The 22,854-nt window shown below is 69.1% G+C and carries 25 protein-coding genes; 20 read left to right on the top strand and 5 right to left on the bottom strand.

Going from position 1 to position 22,854, the window contains the following annotated elements:
- Nucleotides 1-83 precede the first annotated feature (83 nt).
- On the top strand, nucleotides 84-935 hold the full coding sequence (locus AB6807_RS25040) for a LysR family transcriptional regulator (RefSeq protein WP_116907337.1): 852 nt from the start codon (nucleotides 84-86) through the stop codon (nucleotides 933-935).
- A gap of 16 nt (nucleotides 936-951) precedes the next feature.
- Here AB6807_RS25040 and AB6807_RS25035 read toward each other — a convergent pair whose 3' ends face one another.
- The 3 genes from AB6807_RS25035 to AB6807_RS25025 form a co-directional block, all read right to left on the bottom strand.
- The gene (locus AB6807_RS25035) at nucleotides 952-1,077 is read right to left on the bottom strand and encodes a hypothetical protein (protein ID WP_286515851.1); all 126 of its coding nucleotides are present in this window, start codon (nucleotides 1,075-1,077) and stop codon (nucleotides 952-954) included.
- Nucleotides 1,074-1,655 carry a DUF4865 family protein gene (locus AB6807_RS25030; protein ID WP_371086668.1) on the bottom strand — a complete coding sequence of 194 codons (582 nt, stop codon included), beginning with the start codon at nucleotides 1,653-1,655 and terminating at the stop codon, nucleotides 1,074-1,076. Before AB6807_RS25030 ends, AB6807_RS25035 begins: the two co-directional genes overlap by 4 nt.
- A 149-nt stretch (nucleotides 1,656-1,804) precedes the next feature.
- Nucleotides 1,805-2,494, bottom strand: coding sequence for a GntR family transcriptional regulator (locus AB6807_RS25025; protein WP_371086667.1), 690 nt, complete (start codon nucleotides 2,492-2,494; stop codon nucleotides 1,805-1,807).
- Between the two features lie 136 nt (nucleotides 2,495-2,630).
- On the opposite strand from AB6807_RS25025, the gene AB6807_RS25020 reads away from it, so the two are divergent.
- The 6 genes from AB6807_RS25020 to AB6807_RS24995 are packed head-to-tail and all read left to right on the top strand — an operon-like array spanning nucleotide 2,631 to nucleotide 9,200.
- Nucleotides 2,631-3,605, top strand: a complete 975-nt coding sequence (locus AB6807_RS25020; protein WP_371086666.1) for a VOC family protein — start codon at nucleotides 2,631-2,633, stop codon at nucleotides 3,603-3,605.
- A gap of 47 nt (nucleotides 3,606-3,652) precedes the next feature.
- Nucleotides 3,653-4,507, top strand: coding sequence for a fumarylacetoacetate hydrolase family protein (locus AB6807_RS25015; protein WP_116907341.1), 855 nt, complete (start codon nucleotides 3,653-3,655; stop codon nucleotides 4,505-4,507).
- Nucleotides 4,508-4,557: 50 nt separating this feature from the next.
- Nucleotides 4,558-5,781, top strand: a complete 1,224-nt coding sequence (locus AB6807_RS25010; protein ID WP_371086665.1) for an amino acid ABC transporter substrate-binding protein — start codon at nucleotides 4,558-4,560, stop codon at nucleotides 5,779-5,781.
- The gene (locus AB6807_RS25005) at nucleotides 5,781-6,641 is read left to right on the top strand and encodes a branched-chain amino acid ABC transporter permease (RefSeq protein ID WP_165840259.1); all 861 of its coding nucleotides are present in this window, start codon (nucleotides 5,781-5,783) and stop codon (nucleotides 6,639-6,641) included. The genes AB6807_RS25010 and AB6807_RS25005 overlap by 1 nt, the downstream gene beginning before the upstream one ends.
- Nucleotides 6,638-8,452 (top strand): ATP-binding cassette domain-containing protein, encoded by a 1,815-nt coding sequence (locus AB6807_RS25000; protein ID WP_371086664.1) that lies wholly within the window; start codon nucleotides 6,638-6,640, stop codon nucleotides 8,450-8,452. The genes AB6807_RS25005 and AB6807_RS25000 overlap by 4 nt, the downstream gene beginning before the upstream one ends.
- The gene (locus AB6807_RS24995) at nucleotides 8,445-9,200 is read left to right on the top strand and encodes an ABC transporter ATP-binding protein (RefSeq protein ID WP_371086663.1); all 756 of its coding nucleotides are present in this window, start codon (nucleotides 8,445-8,447) and stop codon (nucleotides 9,198-9,200) included. Before AB6807_RS25000 ends, AB6807_RS24995 begins: the two co-directional genes overlap by 8 nt.
- A 7-nt stretch (nucleotides 9,201-9,207) precedes the next feature.
- Here the strand turns inward: AB6807_RS24995 and AB6807_RS24990 are convergent, their stop codons facing one another.
- Complete coding sequence (locus AB6807_RS24990) at nucleotides 9,208-9,522, bottom strand: hypothetical protein (RefSeq protein ID WP_371086662.1); 315 nt, start codon at nucleotides 9,520-9,522, stop codon at nucleotides 9,208-9,210.
- A 79-nt stretch (nucleotides 9,523-9,601) separates the two neighbouring features.
- Nucleotides 9,602-11,056, bottom strand: coding sequence for an amidase family protein (locus AB6807_RS24985; RefSeq protein WP_371086661.1), 1,455 nt, complete (start codon nucleotides 11,054-11,056; stop codon nucleotides 9,602-9,604).
- A 150-nt stretch (nucleotides 11,057-11,206) separates the two neighbouring features.
- Between AB6807_RS24985 and AB6807_RS24980 the strand changes: the two genes are divergently transcribed.
- From AB6807_RS24980 to AB6807_RS24920, 13 genes are all read left to right on the top strand, one after another.
- Nucleotides 11,207-12,214 (top strand): ABC transporter substrate-binding protein, encoded by a 1,008-nt coding sequence (locus AB6807_RS24980; RefSeq protein WP_116907347.1) that lies wholly within the window; start codon nucleotides 11,207-11,209, stop codon nucleotides 12,212-12,214.
- Nucleotides 12,215-12,255: 41 nt separating this feature from the next.
- The gene (locus AB6807_RS24975) at nucleotides 12,256-13,107 is read left to right on the top strand and encodes an ABC transporter ATP-binding protein (RefSeq protein ID WP_371086660.1); all 852 of its coding nucleotides are present in this window, start codon (nucleotides 12,256-12,258) and stop codon (nucleotides 13,105-13,107) included.
- The gene (locus AB6807_RS24970; RefSeq protein WP_371086659.1) at nucleotides 13,104-13,862 is read left to right on the top strand and encodes an ABC transporter permease; all 759 of its coding nucleotides are present in this window, start codon (nucleotides 13,104-13,106) and stop codon (nucleotides 13,860-13,862) included. Before AB6807_RS24975 ends, AB6807_RS24970 begins: the two co-directional genes overlap by 4 nt.
- A 23-nt stretch (nucleotides 13,863-13,885) precedes the next feature.
- Nucleotides 13,886-14,647 (top strand): ABC transporter permease, encoded by a 762-nt coding sequence (locus tag AB6807_RS24965; RefSeq protein WP_371086658.1) that lies wholly within the window; start codon nucleotides 13,886-13,888, stop codon nucleotides 14,645-14,647.
- Nucleotides 14,647-15,417 (top strand): class II aldolase/adducin family protein, encoded by a 771-nt coding sequence (locus tag AB6807_RS24960; protein WP_116907842.1) that lies wholly within the window; start codon nucleotides 14,647-14,649, stop codon nucleotides 15,415-15,417. Before AB6807_RS24965 ends, AB6807_RS24960 begins: the two co-directional genes overlap by 1 nt.
- 61 nt (nucleotides 15,418-15,478) lie before the next feature.
- Entirely contained in the window at nucleotides 15,479-16,318 is an 840-nt protein-coding gene (locus AB6807_RS24955) for a TauD/TfdA dioxygenase family protein (RefSeq protein ID WP_371086657.1), read from the top strand.
- 103 nt (nucleotides 16,319-16,421) lie between these two features.
- Nucleotides 16,422-17,159, top strand: a complete 738-nt coding sequence (locus tag AB6807_RS24950) for a GntR family transcriptional regulator (protein WP_371086656.1) — start codon at nucleotides 16,422-16,424, stop codon at nucleotides 17,157-17,159.
- Nucleotides 17,160-17,237: 78 nt separating this feature from the next.
- A complete protein-coding gene (locus AB6807_RS24945) occupies nucleotides 17,238-18,071 on the top strand; it encodes an SDR family oxidoreductase (RefSeq protein ID WP_116907351.1) in 834 nt (277 codons plus the stop codon).
- Nucleotides 18,068-19,252, top strand: coding sequence for a pyridoxal phosphate-dependent aminotransferase (locus AB6807_RS24940; RefSeq protein ID WP_371086655.1), 1,185 nt, complete (start codon nucleotides 18,068-18,070; stop codon nucleotides 19,250-19,252). Before AB6807_RS24945 ends, AB6807_RS24940 begins: the two co-directional genes overlap by 4 nt.
- Nucleotides 19,253-19,265: 13 nt before the next feature.
- Nucleotides 19,266-20,147, top strand: coding sequence for an alpha/beta fold hydrolase (locus tag AB6807_RS24935; protein ID WP_371086654.1), 882 nt, complete (start codon nucleotides 19,266-19,268; stop codon nucleotides 20,145-20,147).
- Nucleotides 20,147-21,520, top strand: a complete 1,374-nt coding sequence (locus AB6807_RS24930) for a Zn-dependent hydrolase (RefSeq protein ID WP_371086653.1) — start codon at nucleotides 20,147-20,149, stop codon at nucleotides 21,518-21,520. Before AB6807_RS24935 ends, AB6807_RS24930 begins: the two co-directional genes overlap by 1 nt.
- The gene (locus AB6807_RS24925; protein ID WP_371086652.1) at nucleotides 21,517-22,464 is read left to right on the top strand and encodes a cupin domain-containing protein; all 948 of its coding nucleotides are present in this window, start codon (nucleotides 21,517-21,519) and stop codon (nucleotides 22,462-22,464) included. Before AB6807_RS24930 ends, AB6807_RS24925 begins: the two co-directional genes overlap by 4 nt.
- An 88-nt stretch (nucleotides 22,465-22,552) precedes the next feature.
- The gene (locus AB6807_RS24920; protein ID WP_371086651.1) at nucleotides 22,553-22,846 is read left to right on the top strand and encodes a hypothetical protein; all 294 of its coding nucleotides are present in this window, start codon (nucleotides 22,553-22,555) and stop codon (nucleotides 22,844-22,846) included.
- Nucleotides 22,847-22,854: the final 8 nt, after the last annotated feature.

Genomic DNA, 22,854 nt, shown 5'->3' with positions numbered 1-22,854 from the left:
CCTGCGGAAATACTTCGGCTGTGAAATGATCGCATCGAAATGTTCGCCAGATTCTTCGTAGTTTCCCAAATGGCCCTGCCGCGATGAAGACCCTCGACATCGAGGCGGTGCAGGCCTTCGTGCACGTGGCCGACCTGAAGAGCTTCACGCGCGCGGCCGAAGCCATGGACAGTTCGCAGTCGGCCGTGAGCCTGAAGGTGAAGCGGCTCGAAGAGTCGCTGGCGCGCCGCCTGCTGGAGCGCACGCCGCGGCTGGTGCGGCTGTCCGCCGAGGGCATGGCCTTTCTGCCGTCGGCGCGGCAGTTGCTGGCCGCGCACAGCGGCGCGCTCGAAGCCTTCGGCGCGCCGACGCGGCGGCTGGTGGTGGGCATCAGCCACCACATCGTCGGTGCCGAGCTGCCGCTGCTGCTGCGCCAGATGAAGGACGCCGAGCCGCGCGTGGTGATGGAGGTGCGCGTGTCCACCTCGCGCGAGCTGCTCGATGACTTCGACCGCGGCGTGCTCGACGTGGCCATCGTGCTGCGCCACGACAGCCGCCGCCTCGACGGCGAGTTGCTGCTGCAGGAGCACTTCGGCTGGATGGCCGCGCCCGACTTCGTGCACCGCTCCGGCGAGCCGCTGCGCCTGGCCACGCAGGCCGAGCCGTGCAGCGTGCGCAGCATGGCCGTGGCGGCGCTGGCCGAGGGCGGCGTCGCATGGACCGAGGTGTTCGTCGGCGGCGGCGTGATGACGGTGGGTGCCGCCGTGTCGGCCGGGCTGGCGGTGGCGGCGCTGGGGCGCCGCGTGGCACCGGTGGGCACGGTGGACGTGGGCGCGCTGCTGGGCCTGCCGCCGCTGCCCTCGCGCGACGTGGTGATGCACAGCAGCGTGTCCGATGCGCAGGCGCGCAGCGCGTTGCGCACGCTGGCTGCGGCGATACGTTCGACCGCGGCGTAGCGGCCCGTACCGCGTTCTACGGCGCGACAAGCCGGTGAACCACCGCGGCCGCCAGCGCCGCCAGGCCGCAGAGCAGCACCGCCGCCACGCCGACGCTGGCCAGGTGCGCGAGCCACATGTCCGAAGGGCGGGGCGGCTTCATGGCAGCAGCCCGATGCCGGGCCGGGCGAGGTGCAGCACTTCGTAAAGCTTGCTGCTTTCGGCGTGCGCCGCAGCCTTTGCAATCTGCGCCGACAGCGTGAAGCGCACCAGCCGCCATGCGTCGAGGTCGAGCACCGTCCACACGGCCACGGTGTCGGGCTCAGATGCGCGTTGGCGGTTGGCCTCGACCTGTGTTGCAAGCAGCGCCGCGCGGTCGGTGGCAGCGTCCACCGTGTGCTCCTCGCGCAGCAGCCACGCGGCCTTCTGCGCCCTGCCCGCGCCGGCGCGCGCGTCCAGCGGCAGCCAGCTTTCCACGCGCGGCCGGCCGAAGGAATCGACCACGCCCTGGAAGCGCTCCCCCATCAGGAAGCGCGCCGCCTCGCCCGCGTCGTGCCACAGATAGACCGACGCATACAGGTGGCCGACGGCGCCGTGCCGGCCGCGCTCCTGCGAGACGAAGGCCTTGAACACCAGCCCCGGCGTGTCGTCCCACACCGGCCCGCGCCGTGCCGCGCGTTGGCGAATGGCCTGCATGTCATGCTCGGCCGGAAGTCTGTGCGAGTACTGCATCGCGAACATCGAAAAGCTCCTTGTGAGTCCTGCTGGACGGGTCACGAAGAGCTTGCGCGTGCGCGCGCGCCGCAAGAAGAGGGCGGCCGATATAGCTGTGATGCGCCGGCGCAATGGCTGGCCGGCATGGCCTGTTGTGTCGCTTGGCTAGCGCTCGGTCAGCGCTCTGCGGGCACGCTCGCCTTCAGCGCGCTCATCAGCAGGCGCCCGGTCGTCTGCAGGTGCTCGGCCATCAGCACCTGCGCGGCCTGGATGTCGCGGTTGAGCACCGCGTCCAGCAGCGCCTGGTGCTCGGCGCCCACGTCGCGCGATTCCTTGCCCAGCGGCGCCGACAGCTGCCGGTAGCGCTCGCTCTGCTGGTAAAGCATCTGGTGCATGCGCAGCAGCCAGCTGTTCGGGCAGCCCGAGACCAGCGCGTTGTGAAAGTCGGCGTGGCTGCTGGTCCATTCGGCGCTCAGCACCGTGGGCATGGCGGCGTCGCGCTCGGCCTGGCGCGACAGCCGGTGGTGCGCCGACACCACGCTGCCTTCCCAGGCCAGGTCGCCGTGGCGGATGGCCTCGGCCAGGCAGAGCTTCTCGATCTCGATGCGCGCCTTCACCAGCTCCTCGAGGTCTTCCGGCGAGATCGGGCTCACCCGGTAGCCGCGCGAGGGCTCCGACACCACCAGCGACTCGGCCTCCAGCATGGCCAGCCCTTCGCGCACCGCGCCCGCGCTCACGTCCAGTTCCTCGGCCAGCGCGGCAATGTTGAGCTTGGAGCCCGGCAGCAGGCGCCCGCCCACGATGGCCGTGCGCAGCTCGGCGAACACCTGTCGCGTCTGGCTCGGGCCCTTGGTTTTTTCGTTCATTGCGCTCCCATTCATCGCGAAAACCGGTCGATGTTACTTGTTAACCCTAATTATGGATAAACAGCCAAACAATAGACTAACGTGCAAAGAATATATTATTCAACGCAAAATGGACAGCCGATTGGAGACACGCCTCATGCCAGAGATCCAGCTTCGTACCCAGAAAAGCCCGCACCGCGCCGCGCTGCACGGCGTTCATTCGCTCGACGCCTTCGTCTTCACCGTGCCCGACCTCGACGAGGCGCAGCGCTTCTACAGCGACTTCGGCATCGAGCCGCGGCGCGAGGCAAACCGGCTCGACCTGTACACCGCCGGGCATCCGCACGCCTGGGGTTCGCTGTACCAGGCCAGCGGCGTGAAGAAGCTGCAGTACCTGCGCTTTGCCTGCTTCGCCGAAGACTTCGACGCCATTGCCGCGCGCATCGAGCGCCTGGGCGTGCCGCGCTGCGCGCCGCACGCGCTGGGCGACGACCGCGGCCTGTGGGTGCTGCACCCCGACGGTTTTCCGGTGCAGGTGGTGGTGGCCGCCAAGAGCTCGCCCGACGCCGGCAGCGAGCCGGTGGTGGCGCCGCGCCCGCCCACGGGCACGGGCGCCTCGCTGAACCGGGCGCGCATTCCGAAGGTGCATCCGCGGCGGCTGTCGCACATCCTGCTGTTCAGTGGCAAGGTGCCCGAGGCCGTGCGCTTCTTCGAAGAGGCGCTGGGCCTGCGCGTGACCGACCGCTCGGGCGACCTCATCGTCTTCATGCACGGCGCGCACGGCAGCGACCACCACCTGATCGCCATGGCGCATTCGAACGGCCCGGGCCTGCACCACCTGAGCTGGGACGTGGCCAATATCGACGAGGTCGGCCGCGGCATGGAGCAGATGTACGCCGCCGGCCACGTGCGCGGCTGGGGCGTGGGGCGGCACGTGCTGGGCTCGAACTACTTCCACTACGTGCGCGACCCGTGGGGCAGCTACTCGGAGTACTCCTGCGACATGGACTACGTGCCCGGCGACTTCGACTGGCCCACGGCCGACCACCCGCCCGAAGACTCGTTCTACGCCTGGGGCCCGAAGGTGCCCGAGGACTTCGTGACCAATTTCCAGACCGAAGCCGCAGCCTGAGCCCGCTTCATCCCTTCTTTTTTACCCGCATCACAAGGATCTTTCCCATGCGTCTCCTCGCCTTCAACCACAACGGCCAGCCCGCCCTCGGCCTGCGCCTCGAGCAGGAAGTGGTCAACCTCACGGCCGAAGGCCTGCCCGCCACGCTCGACGAACTGCTGCGCGGCGGCCCCGACGCCCTGGCGGCGGCCAGGAAGGCCGGCGCCGCCGCGCGCACGCGCCTGCCGCTTGCCGGCATCGACTGGCTGGCGCCGGTGCAGTCGCCCTCCAAGGCCATCGCGGTGGGCCTCAACTACATCGACCACGCCGCCGAAAGCAAGTTCGACCCGCCGACCTACCCGGTGCTGTTCCATCGCTTTCCGTCGTCGTGGGTCGGCCACAACCAGCCGATCGTGCGCCCGCACGTGTCCACGCAGTTCGACTACGAGGGCGAGCTGCTGGTGGTCATCGGCAAGGCCGGCCGCTACATCAAGAAGGCCGATGCGCTGAACCACGTGGCGGGCTACTCGGTGTTCAACGACGGCTCCATCCGCGACTACCAGTTCAAGTCCGCGCAATGGATGATGGGCAAGAACTTCGACCGCTCGGGCTCCTTCGGCCCCGAGTTCGTCACCGCCGACGAACTGCCCGCGGGCGCCACCGGCCTGAAGCTGCAGACGCGCCTGAACGGCACGGTGCTGCAGGACGCCAACACGCGCGACATGATCTTCGACGTGGCCACGCTGGTGTCGGTGTGCTCCGAGCCCTTCGCGCTGCAGCCGGGCGACATCATCATTGCCGGCACCCCCTCGGGCGTGGGCCTGGCGCGCAAGCCGCAGGTGTTCATGAAGGCGGGCGATGTGTGCGAGGTCGAGATCGAAGGCGTGGGCCTGCTCTCGAACCCGGTCGTCGACGGCGACTGACGCGCGGCTGTTTCCACGCCGCGCAGACCATAACTATTCCGGAGACAAAAATGAGCATCGATCGTCGTTCCTTCGTCGCAGCTGTCGGTGCCCTCGGCACCGGCGCGCTGTTCAGCGGCAGCGCCGCCGCCCAGGCCCCGGCGGGCAAGCCCATTCGCGTGGGCGGCACGCTGGCGCTCACCGGGCCGCTGTCGGCCACGGGGCTCGTGCACAAGCTCACGGGCGAGATCTACGTGGAGTCGCTCAACCAGCGCGGCGGCCTGCTGGGCCGGCCGGTGGAGTGGGTGCTGAAGGACGACCAGTCCAAGCCCGACCTCGCGCGCACGCTGTACGAGCAGCTGGTCACGGCCGACAAGGTCGACCTGCTCATCGGCCCGTACGCCACGGGCGCCATTCTTTCGGCCATGGGCGTGGCCCAGCGCTACAACAAGACGCTGGTGCACCACACCTTCGGCATTCCCAGCCTGGCCAAGTACGACCAGCAGTTTCCGGCGTGGTCGCTGGGCCCCGACCCCGAGAAGACGATGCCGGCCATGGTGCTCGACGCACTGGCCACGTCGCCCAAGCCGCCGAAGACCATCGCCATCGTCACCAGCAAGTTCCCGTCGGTGCACTTCGTGGCGCTGGGCGTGCGCGAGGTGGCCAGGCAGCGTGGGCTGCAGGAGGTGCTGTTCCTGGAATGGGACTTCGGCAACCGCGACTTCGGCCCCATTGCCGGCCGCCTGAAAGAGGCCAACCCCGACTTCATCTGGAACGGTGCCATCGGCCTCGAAGGCAACCAGCTGCTCGATGCGATGAAAAAGATCGACTACGCGCCGCTGCACCACTTCTATCACGTGCCCGCGCCCGCGCCCATGCTGAAGGCGCCCGAGGCCAACGGCGCGCTGGCCACCACCATCTTCGAAGACCACTCGCCGTTCACCGACAACCCGACCGCCGCCGCCTTCGTGAAGACCTACCGCGAGCGCGCGGCCAAGGCCGGCCTGCCCGACACGGCGGTGGAAACGCAGGCCGCGGCCTCGTTCTCGGCCTGGCAGATCATCGAGGCGGCCGTGGTCGCCACGCAGGGGCTGGACGACAAGGCCATGGCCACCTGGCTGCGCGCCAACAAGGTCGACACCATCCAGGGCAAGCTGCGCTTCAACGAGCGCGGCAACTTCGGCGACGACCTGGGCAAGGTCAAGCAGGTGCAGAACGGCAAGTGGGTGGTGGTGTGGCCCAGGCAATGGGCGGCCCCCGGCGCGAAGCTGCAGACGCGCGGAGTGGCCAGCTGATGAGCTTCCCCAGTGCGACGCTGCTGGCCCAGGCCGTCCTGGCGGGCCTGTTCACCGGGGCGCTCTACGGCTTGCTGGGGCTCGGCCTCAGCCTGTCGTGGGGCATGCTGCGGCAGATCAACCTTGCGCACTTCGCGCTCGCCTTCCTCGGCGCCTACCTCACCTACGAACTGTCGAGCCACCATGGCGCCGACCCGCTGCTGACGCTGGTGGTCATCGTGCCGCTGTTCTTCGTGCTGGGCGTGGCACTGCACTGGGTGCTCACGCGCTTCAGGGTGAGCCCCTTCAATTCGCTGCTGGTCACCTTCGGCATCACGGTGATCATCGAGGCGCTGCTGCAGTGGACCTGGACGGCCGACTACCGCAAGCTGGAGTCGAGCTACGCCGAGCACAAGCTGCAGATCGGCACGCTGTACCTGCCGCTGCCGGAGCTCATCACGCTGGGGCTGGGCGTGGGCATTTCGCTGGCGGTGTGGCTCGCGCTGCGTCGCACCGACCTGGGCAAGGCCATGCGCGCCGCGGCCGAAGACGCGCCCATTGCCGCCGCTTTCGGCGTGAACCAGAACGCGCTGGCGCTGATGCTCTCGGGCCTGAACGCGGCGCTGGCCGGCGTGGCGGGCGTGTGCATTGCGCTGGCGTACACGCTGTCGCCCTCGCAGATCTACGCGTGGATCGGCGTGGTGTTCGCGGCCGTGATGCTGGGGGGGCTGGGGCGCCCGCTCGGGCCGCTGATTGCCGGCTGCATCATCGGCGTGACCGAGGCCGTGACCATGACCGTGACCGCTCCCTCGTGGGCACCGCTGGTGTCTTTCTCGCTGCTGATGTTCGTGCTGCTGGTGCGCCCGGGGAGGGTGGCATGAAGCGCTCGTTCCTGCTGATTCTTGCGGCCGGCGCGGGCCTGGCCGTGGTGCCGTGGCTCGGGCTGCCGGCGTTCTACGAATCCATTCTCTATCTGGTGCTGCACTGGGTGGCGCTGGCCACGTCGTGGAACCTGCTGTCGGGCTACTCGGGGTATTTCTCGTTCGGGCATGGCGCGTTCTTCGGCATCGGCATGTACACCACGGCCACGCTGGCGACGCGCTTCGACATTCCGTTCCTGTGGACGCTGCCGGCCGCCGCCGTGGTGGCGGCAGCAGTGGGCACGCTGCTGGGCGCGGTCGCGTTCCGCGTGCAGGCGGTGCGCGCCGAGCTGTTCTCGCTGCTCACGCTGGCGGCCACCTTCGTGGTGGCGACCATCATCCTGAACACGCCCATCGACGGCGGGCCGGGCGTGTACATGAGCGCGGTGGCGGTGCCGCAGATCGGCCCGAGCGCCTCGGGCACCTTCTACCTGCTGGCGCTGGGCGTGGCGGTGCTCACGGTGCTGGCCTCGCTGGCGGTGTACCACTCGCGCTTCGGCACGGGGCTGTTCGCCATCCATGACGACGAGGACGTGGCCGAGGTCATGGGCGTGCCCACCTACCGCTACAAGCTCGGCGCCTTCGCGCTCTCGTGCGGGCTGGCGGGCGTGGTGGGCGGGGTGCATGCGCTGTTCATCTCGTACGTGACCACGGGCGACACCTTCACCATCGCGATGCCGCTCACCGTGGTGCTGATGGCGGTGCTCGGCGGCACGCGGCACTGGGCCGGGCCCATCGTGGGCGCGACGGCGATCACGCTGCTGCTGTACGCCTTCACGGGCGGCGACAGCGCCATCGTCGGCAAGGGGCTGACGGGCGTGGTGCTGATCGTGGTGATCCTGTTCATGCCCGAAGGCGTGCTGGGGCAGGCGCTGAAGTGGTGGAAGGCGCGGCGGGGCGCGCCCGCGGCTTTGTCGGCTCCTGCCGCCGTGGCCGTGGCCGCAGAAACCCCTGCGAGCGCGAAGGCCGCCCCGATCACCGGCGAGGTGCTGCTGCGTGCCGAAGGCGTGCGCAAGTCCTTCAAGGGCGTGCATGCGCTGCGCGGCGTGAGCCTGGAGGTGCGGCGCGGCGAGATCCTCGGGCTGCTCGGGCCCAACGGCTCGGGCAAGTCGACCTTCATCAACGTCGCGAGTGGCCACTACGCGGTGACGGCGGGGCGCATCGAGTTCGCCGGGCAGCGCATCTCGGGCGTGCCGGCGCACCGCATCGCGCAGGGCGGCATCGCGCGCACGTACCAGATCCCGCGGCCCTTCGCGCACCTGACGGTGCTGCAGAACGTGGCGCTGCCCGCCATGTTCGGCGCCGCCGCGCTCGACCGGCAGACCGCCGAGGCCGAGGCCTGGCAGTGGCTGGCCTTTACCGGGCTGACCGAGCGCGCGCACGCCTTGCCGGCCGAGCTGAACCTGCACCAGCGCAAGTTCCTGGAGTTCGCGCGGGCGCTGGCGTCGCGTCCGCAGGTGCTGATGCTCGACGAGGTGCTCTCGGGCCTCACGCCGTCGGAAATCGACGAGGCGGTGGCGCTCATTCGCCGCATTCGCGACCAGGGCGCGACCATCGTCTTCGTCGAGCACGTGATGCGCGCGGTGATGGCGCTGTGCGACCGCATCGTGGTGTTCAACCGCGGCGAGGTGCTGGCCGAAGGCGCGCCGCACGACGTCATGCAGCGCCCCGAGGTGGTCTCGGCCTACCTGGGGCAGGCGATGGCGCACGAAGCGCCGCCGCAGCACGCACCGCCGGCGGCAGGCGTCGAAAGGGAGCTGGCCCATGCTTGAACTCGAAGCCATTCGTGTCGCCTACGGGCAGGCCACCGCACTGTGGGACGTGTCGCTGTCCATCGGCAAGGGCGAGCTGCTGTGCATCGTCGGCCCCAACAGCGCGGGCAAGAGCACGCTCATCAACGCGGTGGCGGGGCTGCACCGCATCAGCGCCGGGCGCATGCGCTTCGAAGGGCAGGACATTTCCCGCCTGGCGCCGCACCGCTTCTGCGCCCAGGGCATCGCGCTGGTGCCCGAGGGGCGACGCCTGTTCACCGAGATGACGGTGCGCGAGAACCTGGAGCTGGGCAGCTACCTGCGCGCGGCGCGGCGCGAGCGGGCGCGCTCGCTGGAACACGTGTGCGCGCTGTTCCCCGCGCTGGAAGAAAAGCTGGCGCAGCCGGCCGGCTCGCTCTCGGGCGGCCAGCAGCAGATGGTGGCCATCGGCCGCGCACTCATGGCGCGGCCCAAGCTGCTGCTGCTCGACGAGCCCTCGCTGGGGTTGGCGCCGAGCATCGTGCTGGACATGTTCACCGCCATTCGCCGCATCCATGCCGAAGGCATCGCGGTGCTGCTGGTGGAGCAGAACGTGGGCATGGCGCTGGACGTGGCCGAACGCGCGGCGGTGCTGGAAGAAGGGCGCATCGTGGCGCTGGGCCGGCCCGAGGAGCTGATGGCGCGGCCGGAGCTGCGGCGTGCTTACCTGGGAATAGAGGACGCTGAAGACGTCTTGCTTGAAGGCGCGGGTGCTGCGCCAGGCGCTTAGTCAGGTGCTAAGTCAGGTGCGACGGCGCCGGGTGCCCTGGCCGGCGCGGGCGGCGCAGCGCCAGCCACCACAGCAGCGCGGCATTGACCGCCCAGCTCACGGCCAGCATCAGCAACGCGGTGCTGGCCACCCCCGGCGACAGGCCCAGCGTGAGCAGGCTCAGCGACCAGGGCAGCCCGCCCGCGATGGCCACCAGCATGCCCACGTCGCTGTCGGGCACGACCGCCATCGCCAGGATGCACACCACGCCCGCGACCGTGTAGGCCAGGGCGGCGGTGCGCCATCCGTTGCGTGGGCTGGGCTGCGAATTGGCGGTGGGCATGGCATGAGCATCGCCTATTACGCATGCCGCCGTGAAGGCTTGTTACGCGAAGAAGCGTAGTGTTTTGGCGACGCCAGCCTCAGCCGTTTGCCAACTTCTGCACGGTATGTGAAACAGGTGCTGGCGGCAGGGCGCGCTCGACCCCGAGCGCCAGCGCCAGAAGCGCCGTGTCGGTGCCCGGCGCGCCGGTCAGTTCGAGCCCGGCGGGCAGCCCGTTCGACGCCAGGCCCATCGGCAGGCTCAGTGCTGGCAGGCCCGCCATGCCGGCCGGGCCGGTGTTGCGGATGTAGGTGGAAAAGGCCGGCACCGGGCGCCCGCACAGCGTCACTTCCACGTCTTCGCCGAGGCGCGCCGCGGTCAGCGGGCTGGTCGGGAACACCAGCGCGGCCAGGTCGTGCCGGGCGAAGCAGTCGCGGTAGAGCGCCTGCATGCGCGGGCGCAGCGTGTGCAGCGCGTGGTCGTAGGCCTCGGGCGTGATGGCGGTGGCGCCGAACAGGCGCTCGAAGAGCGGGCGCACGTCGGGGCTCGCCACCGCGTCGGTGAGCGCGCGCGCGTCGAAAGGCCGGCCGTGGCGCGCGAAGTAAGCGGCCAGCGCCGGGAGTATTTCGAACAGCGAGATCGACATGGCGCCCTGCTGGAACAACGCACCCACCTCGCCCAGCTCGCAAGGCACCAGCACCGCGCCCGCCTCGCGCAGCCGCTGCAGGCTTGCGCGCGCCAGCTCGGCCACGGGCGGGTCGACGTCTTCCCAGAAATACGCCTCCGGCACGCCGAGCCGCACGCCAGTCAAAGACAAGGGCGCGATGCGCAGCGGTCCGCCGGCCACCGCGTGGTCGACGAGCACGCAGTCGTCCACGCTGCGCGCCATCACGCCGGCGGTGTCGAAGGTGGGCGATATGGGCACCAGCCCTTCGTCGGGCCAGCGGTGCACGCTCGGGCGAAAGCCGACCAGCCCGCAGTGCGCCGCCGGCACGCGCACCGAGCCGCCGGTGTCGGTGCCGATGGCGGCCGCCACGCCGCGCAGCCCGAGCAGCGCCGCGTTGCCGCCGCTGGAGCCGCCCGTGATGCGCGCCGGGTCGAAAGGGTTGCGCGAGGGGCCGAAGGCATGGTTGTGCCCGGTCACGCCTTGGGACCATTCGTGCAGGTTGGTCTTGCCGAGCACGAGCGCGCCCGCGTCCAGCAGGCGCTGCGTCACGCCCGCATGAAGGCGCGGGCGGTGGTCGGCCATCCAGGGGCTGCCTGCGGTGGTGGGCATGCCGGCGACGTCGATGTTGTCCTTGAAGGCCAGCGGCACGCCGTGCAGGGGCCGCGTCCCGAGTGGCGTGTCTAACAAATGGCGCGGCGCTGCGTCGAGCGCGGCGGCCGAGGCCAACAGCGCGTCGGGCTCGACGTGGAGCAGGGCGCCGAAAGACACGGTGGCCTCGGCGCGGTCCAGCAGCGCCTGGGCGTAGTCGACGGCGCGCAGCTCCCCGCTGGCCATCTGCTCGGCGGCCTGGCGCGCGGAAAGATCGGTCAGCGCATGGATTCGGTTCATGAGGGTTCGAAATTGGGGCAGGAGCTGCACTCGGGTGCATGTTTCGGGCCAATCAGCGGTGTTTGCGCCGGTCGGAGCGCCCAAAACACCCAGAAATTGCCTGGCATGGATACTGCTTAAAGAGTTTTTTGTATTCAAGAGGCTTTCAACATGTCTTTCAAGTCCTTGCGTCTCCTGGCTGCCGTCGCCGCGTCGATGGCTCTCCTGTCGGCATTGCCCGCATCCGCCGCCGAGAAGGTGTCGTTGCGCCTGAAGTGGCTGGCGCAGGCGCAGTTCGCCGGCTTCTACGTGGCCAAGGCCAAGGGCTTCTATGACCAGTCGGGCCTCGACCTGACGATCAACCCCGGCGGCCCCAACCTCAACGTCGAGACGCTGGTGGCCTCGGGCAACGACACCTTCGGCCTGGCCGGCGGTACGGAAACCGTGCTGCTCGCCCGCGAGAAGGGCCTGCCGCTGGTGTGCATCGGCGTGACCGTGCAGAAGACGCCGTTCACCTACGTCACCTACAAGGACTCGGGCATCACCAAGGTGCAGGACTTCGCGGGCAAGAAGGTCGCCACCTGGTTCACCGGCACGCAGTACACGCTGTACTCCATGCTCGCCGCCGGCGGTGTGAAGCAGAGCGACCTCACCATCGTTCCGCAGTCGGGCTCCATGGCCCCGTTCGTGGAGAAGCAGTTCGACGTGGCCGCCGCCACCTACTACAACGAGCTCAACACGCTGAAAGAGCAGGGCCTGGGCGACAAGCTCACGCTCATCAAGCCCGACGACTACGGCGTGGTGGTGCAGCAAGACACGGTGCTGGTGTCCGAGAAGTACCGCAACGAGAAGCCGCAGCAGGTGCAGGCCTTCATGAACGCCACCATCAAGGGCTGGAAGTACGCGCTGCAGAACAAGAAGGAAGCCATTGACATCGTCATGGCGGCATCGCCCAGCCTGAACCGCGCGCACCAGGAAGCCATGCTCGACGAGTTCGAGAAGCTCGTGAAGGCCGGCAAGGGCGGCACCGACGGCATCCTGGCCATCGACCTGCCCACCGTCGAGAAGATGCAGACCCAGCTCGTGGGCTACAAGGCGCTGAAGGCACCGGCCGACCTGTCGAAGGCGTACGACGCCAGCTTCTGGACGCAGGTGCCCGCGGCCGACAAGAAGTTCTGAGCCGCATCCGCATCCGCAACTGCATCCGCACCTCACACGCCATGAAATTCATGCCTCACGAAGTGATGCCGCCGGCAGTGCCCGACACGGCGCCGCCCATGCTCGAACTGGTCAACGTGTGGAAGCGCTTCGGTGAAGCGCAGGCCCAGACCGTGGCGGTGTCGGGCGTCAACCTGCGCATCGCGAAGAGCGAGTTCGTCACGCTCGTGGGTCCCTCGGGTTGCGGCAAGTCGACGCTGTTCAACATGATCGCGGGGCTGCTGCCGCCCGACGACGACGGCTCGCTGCTGTTCGGCGGCGCGCCGCAGCGCGACGGGCAACTGCTGGGCAAGGTGTCGTTCATGCCGCAGCGCGACCTGCTGTTTCCGTGGCGCACCGTGCTGGACAACGCCATCCTTGCGCTCGAGGTGGAAGGCACGCCGCGCAAGGAGGCGCGCGAACGCGCCCGCGCCATGCTGCCCGAGTTCGGCCTGGCCGGCTTCGCCAACCACTACCCGCACCAGCTCTCCGGCGGCATGCGCCAGCGCGTGGCGCTGATGCGCACCTTTATGTTCGAGCGTGACCTGATGCTGCTCGACGAACCCTTCGGCGCGCTCGACGCGCTCACCCGCACCCGCATGCAGCACTGGCTGCTGGAGCTGTGGGCGAAGCACCGGCGCACGGTGCTGTTCATCACGCACGACATCGACGAGGCCATCCTGCTCGGCGACAAGGTGCTGGTGATGACGGCGCGCCCCGGCACGGTGAAGAGCGAGACCGTGATCGACCTGCCGCGCCCGCGCGACCCGTCGGTGGTGCTCACGCCCGAGTTCATCGGGCTCAAGCAGCGCCTGCTCGCCGAGATCGAGGAAGAGAGCCAGAAGACCTTCGCGCAGGAGGGCACTGCCTCGTGAACGCACAGCTGCAGCGCGCCTTGCGCTCGCCCGCATTGGCCTTCGTGGGCCTGGCGCTGGTGTGGGAGCTGTGCGTGCACGCCTTCGCGCCGTCGCCGCGCTACCTGCCGGCGCTGAGCGCCATTGCGCAGGACGCCTGGTCGGTGTGGCCGCAACTGATGCGCGGCTTTGGCCGCACGCTGCTCGAAACGGTGCTGGGCTTTGCCATGGGCGCGGTGTTCGGCTGCCTGTGCGGCACGGTGTTCACCTATTCGCGGTGGATGGAGCGCTCGGTGTTCCCGCTGTTCGTGGTGTCGCAGACGGTGCCGGTGGTGGCCTTCGGGGCGCTCATCGTCATCTGGTTCGGCAACTCGCTGCTGGCGAAGGTGATGACCGCCTTCTTCCTGACCTTCTTTCCCGTGACGGTGAACACGCTGCGCGGGCTGAAGTCGTGCGACCCGCAGCGCATGGCGCTGATGAAGAGCTTCGGCGCCAGCCGCTTCACGATGTTCTTCAAGCTGGCCGTGCCCTCGGCGCTGCCGCAGGTGATGGTGGGGCTGCGCGTGGCCATCGGCCTGAGCCTCATCGGCTCGGTGGTGGGCGAGTGGTTCGGCGAAACCGTGGGCCTGGGCGTGATGCTGATGGAGGCGATGAACGCCGACCTGGTGGTGCGCCTGTGGGTGGTGATGTTTGCCTGCGGGCTGATGGGTGCGCTGCTGTACGGGCTGCTCACCTTCGTGGAAAGGAGGCTCGTATGGTGGCGCAGCGAAAGTTGATGCCTTCCGCCAAGGGGAAGTCGATGGTTTCCGCGAAGGGGAAGTTGCTGGCCTCGCCGGTCGTTCCGGTGGTGCTCGGCGTCGCCGTGCTGCTGGTGGTGTGGCAGGGCGCGATCTGGCTGTTCAAGATTCCGCCGTTCGTGCTGCCCAGCCTGGGCTCCATCGTGCAGCACGCCTTCACCGACACCGGCCGCCTCATGGCCGCGCTGCTGGCCACGCTGGGCGAGGCGCTCGGCGGCTATGCGCTGGGCAGCGTGCTCGGGCTGCTGCTGGCCGTGGCGCTGTTGCTGGCGCCGCCGCTGGAGCGCATCGTGATGCCGCTGGCCGTGGCCGTGAACGCGGTGCCCACGGTGGCCTATGCGCCGCTGTTTCTCATCTGGTTCGGGCTCGGTGCGGCTTCGAAGATCGCGCTGGTGGCGCTGGCGGTGGGCTTCACCATGCTGGTGAACGCGCTGCACGGGCTGAAGCAGGCCGACCAGGCCGCGGTGAACCTGATGCGCAGCTTCGGCGCGGGGCAGATGAAGATCGTGTGGCGCCTGCGCCTGCCGGTGGCCATGCCCTCGGTGGTGACGGCCCTGCGCATCGGCGTGCCGCGCAGCATGATCGTCGCGATCGTCGGCGAGATGCTGGGTGCCTACGCGGGGCTCGGGCGAATGATCTATGAATCGACCCAGCAGGTCGACCTGCTGAGCGTGTGGTCGGCGGTGCTGGTCGCGTCGGTGGCGAGCATGGTCTTCTACGGCCTGCTGGTGTGGATCGATCAAAAACTGGTGTGGTGGCGCTGATGGAAAAAACCAACCCTGCGGCGTACCCGCAAACCGAAGCCGCGCTGCGCGTGCAGCTCGCCGCGTGCTACCGGCTGGTGGCGCACTTCGGCATGGACGACCTCATCTACAACCACATCTCGGCGCGCGTGCCGGGGCCGGAACATCACTTTCTCATCAACCCGTACGGGCTGCTGTTTTCTGAAGTGACGGCTTCTTCGCTGGTGAAGATCGACCTGGACGGCCGCAAGGTCGACGACACCGACGCCGAGGTGAACCAGGCCGGCTTCGTGATCCACAGCGCCATTCACGCGGGCCGGCCCGACGCGCTGTGCGTGCTGCACACGCATTCCGACGCGGGCACCGCCATTGCCGCGATGCCCGACGGCCTCTCGCCCCTGAGCCAGTTCGCGATGCGCTACCAGGGCCACACCGCCTTCCACGACTACGAAGGCGTGGCGCTGGAAACGGGCGAGCGCGAGCGGCTGGTGCGCGACCTGGGCCCGCACAACACCCTGGTGCTGCGCAACCACGGCATCCTGACGGTGGGGCGCACCATTCCGGAGGCCTTCATCCTCATGTACTACTTCGAGAAGGCGGCCAAGGTGCAGCTGCTCGCGCAGGGCGGCGTGGCGCCGGGCCAATCGCTGGTGTACCCGCAGCCCGAGGTGAGCGCGTTGGCCGCGCGCCAGTTCACCGAATTCGCCGGCGACATCCTGCCGCCCGGCACGCGCGAGTGGCCGGCGTTCCTGCGCATGCTGGAGCGCACGCAGCCCGACTACAGGCTCTGAGAGCCGTTCTTTTCACTCCACGTCATTCCTCTTCATTCTTTTCAAGAGACCCGTTTCGACCATGCAACTCGAGAACCTCACCTCCTTCATCGGCACCGAAGTCAAAGGCATCGACCTGCGCGAGCCCGTGAGCGATGCCGACTTCGCCGTGCTGCGCGACACGCTCAACCAGCGCTCGGTGCTGCTGTTTCGCGGCCAGGGCATCGACGAGTCGCAGCACGTGGCCTTCTCGCGCCGCTTCGGCCCGCTGCTGGGCCACGTGCTCACGCAGTTCCTGAAGAAGGAGCACCCCGAGGTGTACGTGCTGTCGAACGTGTCGGAAAACGGCAAGCCCATCGGCAACCACAAGGAGGGCTGGAACTGGCACTCCGACCTGTCGTACAAGGCCGAGCCCTCGATGGGCGCTTTGCTTTACGCGCTGGAAGTGCCGCCGGTGGAAGGCGACACCTTCTTCGCCTCGATGCACGCGGCCTACGACGCGCTCGACGACGACACCAAGGCGCGCATTCGGCCCATGACGGCCACGCACAGCTACGCCAACTACTACGGCAAGGCCTTCGCCGACCGCAACCCGCTCACGCCCGAGCAGCTGGCCGCCACGCCCGACGTGGTGCACCCGCTGGTGCGCACTCACCCCGAAACGGGCCGCCTCTCGCTCTACGTGGGCGAAGACGTGGTCAAGCAGATCGACGGCCTGCCCGCCGAAGAAAGCGCCGCGCTGCTGGCCGAGCTGAACGCGCACGCCATCTCGCCCGCGTTCAGCTACCGCCACAAGTGGCTCGCGGGCGACCTGCTGGTGTGGGACAACCGCTGCACCATGCACCGCGCCACGCCGTACGACGACAACGTGTACCGCCGGGTGATGCACCGCACCACCGTGGCCGGCGACCGGCCGTTCTGATTTTTCCGCGTCACCGCACACACCTGCACACCCACGCACCCGCGCCGCACAGGCCCCGCGTTTGAAGACCGACAAAGACAAGCACAACAAGGAAGGCAACACCATGGAACCGAACGAACCCGAAACGACGGCCGAACCCGCGGCACTGCGCGGACGCGAGCGCCAGCGCGGCAAGGGCGCCACGCTGTCCGACGAGCTGAAGGACACGCTGGAAGACCTGATCGTCAGCGGCGTGATGAAACCCGGCGCGCGGCTGGACGAGGCCGAGCTGGCCGAGCGCTTCAAGGTGTCGCGCACGCCGGTGCGCGAGGCGCTGAAGGCGCTGGCCGCCACCGGCCTGGTCGACCTGCGCAGCCGCCAGGGCGGCGTGTGCGTGGCGCGCATCTCGCTGCCCATGCTCATCGAGATGTTCCAGATGATGGCGGTGATGGAAGGGCTGTGCGCCAAGTTCGCCGCGCGCCGCGCCACCGAGGCGCAGAAGGCCCGCATGGGCGCGCTGCACGACGAGCTGACCAGCATCCTGGCCTCGGGGGACCACTCGCGTTTCTACGACGTGAACCAGGACTTTCACGACGCGTTGTACGAGGCCTCCAACACCCACTACCTGGCCGAGCAGACGCGCGCACTGCGCAAGCGGGTGCGCGTGTACCGCCGCTACGTCACCTTCCAGCCCGGGCGCATGACCGCGACCATCGGCGAGCACGGCGCCATCCTGGACGCCATCCGGCGCAACGACCCGGGAGCCGCGTTTTCGTCGGCCATCGACCACGTGAGCCTGCTCGAGGACGACATCGTCGACCTGATCGCGGCGCTGTCCGAGCAGGACGGCGGCGCGCCCTGAGCCCTTCTCCCGTTTCTCTTTTTCAACGCCCCCTTTTCAGCACGCATCCCTGAACGCATTCCAGGACATCACTTCATCATGAAACTCGAACTCGAAGGCAAGACCGTACTCATCACCGGCGCCTCCAAAGGCATCGGCCTCGCGGCCGCCCATTCGTTCGCAGCCGAAGGCTGCCACCTGCAACTGGCCGCGCGCGACGGCGTGGCGCTGGCCGCGGCCAAGGAAGAGATCGAGAAGATCTACCCGATCAACGTGCGCATCCACCCGATGGACCTGGCAGCGCCCGGCGCCATGCAGCAGCTGGCCGAGGCGGCGGGGCATGTCGACATCCTGGTGAACAACGCGGGCGACATTCCGGCCGGCCCCATCGAGTCGCTGGACTTCGCCGTGGTGCGCCGCGGCTTCCAGCTGAAGGTGCTGGGCTACATGGAGCTCACGCAGATCTACTACGCGCGCATGAAGGCCGCGGGCGGCGGCGTGATCGTGAACGACATCGGCAACTCCGGCGAAAACTGGGACGCCAACTACATCGCCGGCTCCACCGGCAACGCGGCCGTGATGGCCTTCACGCGCGCGCTCGGCGGCGTGAGCCTGGACGACGGCATCCGCGTAGTGGGCGTGAACCCCGGCCCGGTGGCCACCGACCGCATGGTCAAGCTCATGAAGCGCCGCGCCTTCGACACGCACGGCGACGAAGGCCGCTGGGAAGAGCTGTTCGACAACTACCCCGGCGGTCGCCCTGCCACGCCCGAGGAGGTGGCCGAGCTGATGGTGTTCCTGGCCTCACCGCGCGCGGGCTACATCACCGGCACGGTGGTGACCATCGACGGCGGCATCGCGGCACGCGGCTCCATCATCAAGACCAGCAAGAAGGTGGTCGAGGCCGAACAGGCCCGGAGGCTCGCGGCATGAACGCGGCGCTGAACCCCGCAGCCGTGGCGCCCGCAGTGCCCACCGTGACCAGCGACGCCGAAACCCGCAACCAGTATTTCGACCGCCTGTTCACCAACCCCGAGCTGATGTGGCTGGGCCAGAACACCAACCACTTTCCGCTGCACCCGGCCGTGAAGAAGGCGCTGCACGACGCCATCGACGACGAGAGCTTTCACGCCTATGCGCCGCCGCTGGGCATGGAAGCATTGCGCTCGGCCATCGTGAGCGACCTGGGCGTGCCGAACCAGTCGGCGGTGGTGACCGACGGCGCCGTGTCGGCGCTGGCGCTGGCCTGCCGTGCCTTCTGCGTGGCGGGCAAGGGCTTTGTCACCACCGACCCGGGCTGGAAGTGGCCGCTGCAGTTCGCGGCCAAGGCCGGCTCGGCGATCACCGAGATTCCGATCTACGGGCCCGAGTACGGCTTCAAGCTGTCGGCCGAGGCGCTGGCCGCGTCCACCGACGCGAACACCGCCGTCATCTACCTGGTCGACCCCAACAACCCGCTGGGCACCACGTACACCGAGGACGAGATCCGCGCCTTTGCAGACCGCGCGAGGGAAATCGGCGCCGTGCTGATCCACGACTGCACCTACCGCGACTTTGCCGACAGCCACACGCTGGCCTCGCGCTTCTACCCGGAAGGCACGGTGACCATCGTGAGCTTCTCGAAATGGCTGGGCCTGGCCGGGCTGCGGCTGGGCGCGCTGGTGGCCTCGCCCGAGTTGCTCGCGCGCATCCTGCCGCACTCGCAGGCGCCGCTGGGCGCCAGCGTGCTGGCGCAGCGCGCGGCCATCGCGGGCCTGGCCGTCAAGGACGAATGGATGGCCGAGGTGATCACGCAGCAGCGCGAAAACCAGCAAATGATCGTCGACGCCTTCGCCAAGATTCCCGGCTTCGAGGTGCCGGTGTTTCCGTCGCAGGCCAACTTCATCGTGGTCGAGTGCAGCAAGGCGGGCGTGACGCCCGAGGCGCTCGTGAGCGCGCTGGGCGAGCACGACGTCATGGTGCGCCAGGGCACGTACCACACGCCGCGCTTCGGCCACCGCTTCATCAAGATATCGACCACCGTGCCCAGGGCCTGGGCGCAGGCGCTGTGCGACGTGCTGCCGCAAGCCGTGGAGCGCGCGCGCGGCCTGCCGGCCACGGCGGCGCTGTTCTGAGGAGAAACGCAGCATGAGCTTTGCCACCACCCCCGACGGCACCCGCCTGTACTACGAGACCGCCGGCAGCGGCACGCCCATCGTGTTCGTGCACGAGTTCGGCGGCGACCACCGCAGCTGGGAGCCGCAGATGCGCTACTTCGCGCGGCGCCACCAGTGCGTGACCTTCGGCGCGCGCGGCTATCCGCCGTCGGACGTGCCGGCCGACGTGGAGCGCTATTCGCAGGCCACCGCGGCCGACGACATCGTGGCCGTGATGGACGCGCTGAAGCTGGAGCGCGCGCACATCGTGGGCCTGTCGATGGGCGGCTTCGCCACGCTGCACTTCGGCCTGCGCCACGCGAAGCGCGCGGCCTCGCTGGTGATTGCCGGCGCGGGCTACGGCGCGGAGAAGGAACACGAGGACTACTTCAAGGGCGTCTCGCTCGAGGTCGCGAAGCAGTTCGAGGCGCAGGGCTCCGAGAAATTCGCGCGCACCTATTCGCTGGGCGCGAGCCGCGTGCAGTTCCAGAACAAGGACCCGCGCGGCTGGCAGGAGTTCGCGACCTGGCTGGGCGAGCACGACGCCGTGGGCGCCGCCAACACCATGCGCGGCGTGCAGGCGCGGCGCCCGTCCATCTACGACCTGGAAGGCGAGCTGCGCGCGATGGCCGTGCCCTCGCTGGTGGTGGTCGGCGACGAGGACGACCATTGCCTGCAGCCCGGCATCTTCCTGAAGACGACCGTGCCGGCCTGCGGCCTGGCGGTGATGCCCAAGACCGGCCACACGCTGAACCTGGAGGAGCCCGCCGCGTTCAACGCCTTGCTGGCGGAGTTCTTCGCGCAGGTCGAGGCCGGCCAGTGGAAGCCGCGCGACCCGCGCGCGCTGCCCAGCCAGATCATGAAGACCGACTGATGAACGCCGAAGCAGCCACGGTGGTGCCGGTGACCGACCAGGCCGGTGAGCACGCCGGTGAGCACACAGGCATCTGGCGCATCGACGCCGACCGCCTCTGGGACCGCCTGATGACGCTGGCCCGCATCGGCGCCACGCCCGGTGGCGGCGTGGACCGGCAGGCGCTGAGCGCGGAAGACATCGCGTCCTGGCACACGATGATCGACTGGGCGCTGTCGGCCGGGCTGGAGCCTTCGACCGACGCGGCCGGCAACCTGTTCATCGCGCTGCCCGGCGCGGACCGCGACGCACCGCCCGTGCTGGCCGGCAGCCACCTCGACAGCCAGCCCGGCGGCGGGCGCTTCGACGGCGTGTATGGCGTGGCCGCCGCGCTGGAGGTGCTGACCACGCTGTCGCAGCGCGGCGTGCGCCCGCCCGTGGACATCGTGTGCGTGGCGTGGATGAACGAAGAGGGCTCCCGCTTCGCGCCCGGCATGATGGGCTCCGAAGCCTTCGCCGGCGTGCGCAGCCTGGAGGCCGTGCGCGCGGTGCGCGATGCCAAGGGCATGTCGGTGGCCGATGCGCTCGACGCGCTGCACGCGGCGTTTCCGGCGCTGCGCAGGCGGCCGCTCGGCTTTGCGCTCGCGGCGTATGTCGAGGCGCACATCGAGCAGGGCCCGATCCTGGAGGCCGAGCAGCGCGTGATCGGCGTGGTCACCGGCATCCAGGGCAAGAAGACCTTCGACATCGTCATCGAGGGCGAGCGCGGCCATGCCGGCACGCTGGCCATGGCCGACCGGCGCGACGCGCTGGAGGCGTTCTCGCGCATGGCGATGGTGCTGTACGCGCAGATCGGCGGCTACGACGAGGCGGTGAAGTTCACCATCGGGCGGGTGCTGGTCGAGCCCAATGCGCCCTCGGTGGTGCCGGAGCGCGTGTCGCTGCGCATCGACCTGCGGCACCCCGACAACGCGGTGCTCGAGCTGCTGGGCGAGCGCCTGGCGGCGTCGTGCGAGCTGTTCTCCATGCCGTGCCGGGTGACGGTCACGCCGCTGGTCGATGCGCCGTCGAACGACTTCGACCCCGCGCTGCAACGCGCCATTGCGCAGGCGGCCGAGCGCATCGGCGAGCCGCACATGCCCATTCTTTCGGCTGCCGGCCACGACGCGCGCCACATGGCGCCGCTGTGCCCGAGCGCGATGATCTTCATTCCCTGCCGCGACGGCGTGAGCCACGCGGAGCACGAGTGGGCCGAGCCCGCGCACGTGACCGCGGGTGCGAACGTGCTGCTGCGGGTGCTGCTGCCGTATGCCGTGCCCGGCGCAGACACGGGCACAGCCACAGCCACAGCCACAGCCACAGCCACAGCCACAGAGGAGGGCGATGCGCCATGAATGCCACTGTCTTGAATGCCCCTGTCGACATGGCCGACCTGCCCATGCAGCATCCGCGCGCGCCGGCCAGCGCGGCGCAGGCGCGGGCGCGCTTCTTCAACTCGGGCAACGCCTTCAACGTGAAGCTGCCCGAGGTGCCCGCGCGCCTGTTCTCCGCGCCGCCGGAAGACCGCTTCGGCGTGTTCGACTGCGACCAGTCGCGCGCCCTGGAGTGCGGCTTTGCGGCTACCACGCCGCTGATGCTGGCGCGCTATGTGCGCATTGCCGCGCGCGACGCGCTGCTGCCGCTGGACGTGGGCGCCACCGGCTCCGTCTGGTACGTGATTGCCGGCAGCGGGCGCCTGTCGGGCGGCGCGGACGGCTTTGCGTTCGGCACGGGCGACGTGTTTCTGCTGCCCGGCGCGCGCGGCTACCGGCTCGAGGCCGGCGCGCAAGACCTGCTGCTGTGGACCGTGGGCAACGAGCCGCAGCTCGCCTTCGAGCGCGCGCAGCCCGCGCCCCTGGCGCAGGCGACCATCGATGCGGTGCACTACACGGCCGAGGAAATCGAGCGGCAGTTCGCGCTCATCTTCGCCAGCGGCACGCGCGACGACACCTCGGGCCGCGCGCTGATCTTCTCGTCGGACCGGCAGGCCGCGGCACGCAACCTCACGCCCACGCTCACCCTGAGCTTCAACACGCTGCAGCCGCACACGCACCAGCGCACCCACCGCCACAACTCCGCCGCGGTCACGCTGGTGGTGCAGGGCGAAGACTGCCATTCGGTGGTCGGCGACGCGCAGTGCCCGTGGGCGCCGTGGGCCACGCTGGTCACGCCGCCGGGGGCGCCGCACTCGCACCACAACGCGGGTTCGCAGGGCGCGCGCTTTCTGATCGTGCAGGACGGCGGGTTGCACTATCACGCGCGCACGATGGGGTTCGAGTTCCTGGAAGGCGTGGCGTAGGCGTCGAACAGCACGCGAAACAGCGCGTTGAAAGAAGGCGTCACGGGGCTTTCGTCGATTTGTAATTTGCGCAGGCCACCATGCGTGCATGGCAGGCCAACTCATCTCCATCGCACTGACCGTCGACCAACACGACGGCGGCGACTATTTCTGGGTGCTGCTCGAGTCCTTCGACAATTCGATGGAGTTCGAGCCGCTGATGGAGGCCGCCAAGGGCTTCCATACCTACGCCGAGGCGTTGCAGGCGGGTTATGCGGTGCTGCGCGGGTTGTCTGAAGACCTGAACGTGGGGCCGCGTGAAGACGCGGATGGGGGCGAAGGCGCGGACGATGCCGATGTGCCGGGGCAACGCGAAGACAGCGCGGTTCGCGAGCTCGAGTAGCGCTGCCC

Source organism: Variovorax sp. RCC_210, from assembly GCF_041355175.1.
Taxonomy (GTDB): Bacteria; Pseudomonadota; Gammaproteobacteria; order Burkholderiales; family Burkholderiaceae_C; genus Variovorax.
Note: the sequence above shows the minus strand (reverse complement) of the source record. Positions and strands in the feature narration are given on the sequence as shown.

Bases quoted from the DNA above. Each gene is read 5' to 3' on its own strand.
- AB6807_RS25040 (WP_116907337.1), top strand. From the start codon at position 84: ATGAAGACCCTCGACATCGAGGCGGTGCAGGCCTTCGTGCACGTGGCC.
- AB6807_RS25035 (WP_286515851.1), bottom strand. From the start codon at position 1,077: ATGAAGCCGCCCCGCCCTTCGGACATGTGGCTCGCGCACCTGGCCAGC.
- AB6807_RS25030 (WP_371086668.1), bottom strand. From the start codon at position 1,655: ATGTTCGCGATGCAGTACTCGCACAGACTTCCGGCCGAGCATGACATG.
- AB6807_RS25025 (WP_371086667.1), bottom strand. From the start codon at position 2,494: ATGAACGAAAAAACCAAGGGCCCGAGCCAGACGCGACAGGTGTTCGCC.
- AB6807_RS25020 (WP_371086666.1), top strand. From the start codon at position 2,631: ATGCCAGAGATCCAGCTTCGTACCCAGAAAAGCCCGCACCGCGCCGCG.
- AB6807_RS25015 (WP_116907341.1), top strand. From the start codon at position 3,653: ATGCGTCTCCTCGCCTTCAACCACAACGGCCAGCCCGCCCTCGGCCTG.
- AB6807_RS25010 (WP_371086665.1), top strand. From the start codon at position 4,558: ATGAGCATCGATCGTCGTTCCTTCGTCGCAGCTGTCGGTGCCCTCGGC.
- AB6807_RS25005 (WP_165840259.1), top strand. From the start codon at position 5,781: ATGAGCTTCCCCAGTGCGACGCTGCTGGCCCAGGCCGTCCTGGCGGGC.
- AB6807_RS25000 (WP_371086664.1), top strand. From the start codon at position 6,638: ATGAAGCGCTCGTTCCTGCTGATTCTTGCGGCCGGCGCGGGCCTGGCC.
- AB6807_RS24995 (WP_371086663.1), top strand. From the start codon at position 8,445: ATGCTTGAACTCGAAGCCATTCGTGTCGCCTACGGGCAGGCCACCGCA.
- AB6807_RS24990 (WP_371086662.1), bottom strand. From the start codon at position 9,522: ATGCCCACCGCCAATTCGCAGCCCAGCCCACGCAACGGATGGCGCACC.
- AB6807_RS24985 (WP_371086661.1), bottom strand. From the start codon at position 11,056: ATGAACCGAATCCATGCGCTGACCGATCTTTCCGCGCGCCAGGCCGCC.
- AB6807_RS24980 (WP_116907347.1), top strand. From the start codon at position 11,207: ATGTCTTTCAAGTCCTTGCGTCTCCTGGCTGCCGTCGCCGCGTCGATG.
- AB6807_RS24975 (WP_371086660.1), top strand. From the start codon at position 12,256: ATGAAATTCATGCCTCACGAAGTGATGCCGCCGGCAGTGCCCGACACG.
- AB6807_RS24965 (WP_371086658.1), top strand. From the start codon at position 13,886: ATGGTTTCCGCGAAGGGGAAGTTGCTGGCCTCGCCGGTCGTTCCGGTG.
- AB6807_RS24960 (WP_116907842.1), top strand. From the start codon at position 14,647: ATGGAAAAAACCAACCCTGCGGCGTACCCGCAAACCGAAGCCGCGCTG.
- AB6807_RS24955 (WP_371086657.1), top strand. From the start codon at position 15,479: ATGCAACTCGAGAACCTCACCTCCTTCATCGGCACCGAAGTCAAAGGC.
- AB6807_RS24950 (WP_371086656.1), top strand. From the start codon at position 16,422: ATGGAACCGAACGAACCCGAAACGACGGCCGAACCCGCGGCACTGCGC.
- AB6807_RS24945 (WP_116907351.1), top strand. From the start codon at position 17,238: ATGAAACTCGAACTCGAAGGCAAGACCGTACTCATCACCGGCGCCTCC.
- AB6807_RS24940 (WP_371086655.1), top strand. From the start codon at position 18,068: ATGAACGCGGCGCTGAACCCCGCAGCCGTGGCGCCCGCAGTGCCCACC.
- AB6807_RS24935 (WP_371086654.1), top strand. From the start codon at position 19,266: ATGAGCTTTGCCACCACCCCCGACGGCACCCGCCTGTACTACGAGACC.
- AB6807_RS24930 (WP_371086653.1), top strand. From the start codon at position 20,147: ATGAACGCCGAAGCAGCCACGGTGGTGCCGGTGACCGACCAGGCCGGT.
- AB6807_RS24925 (WP_371086652.1), top strand. From the start codon at position 21,517: ATGAATGCCACTGTCTTGAATGCCCCTGTCGACATGGCCGACCTGCCC.
- AB6807_RS24920 (WP_371086651.1), top strand. From the start codon at position 22,553: ATGGCAGGCCAACTCATCTCCATCGCACTGACCGTCGACCAACACGAC.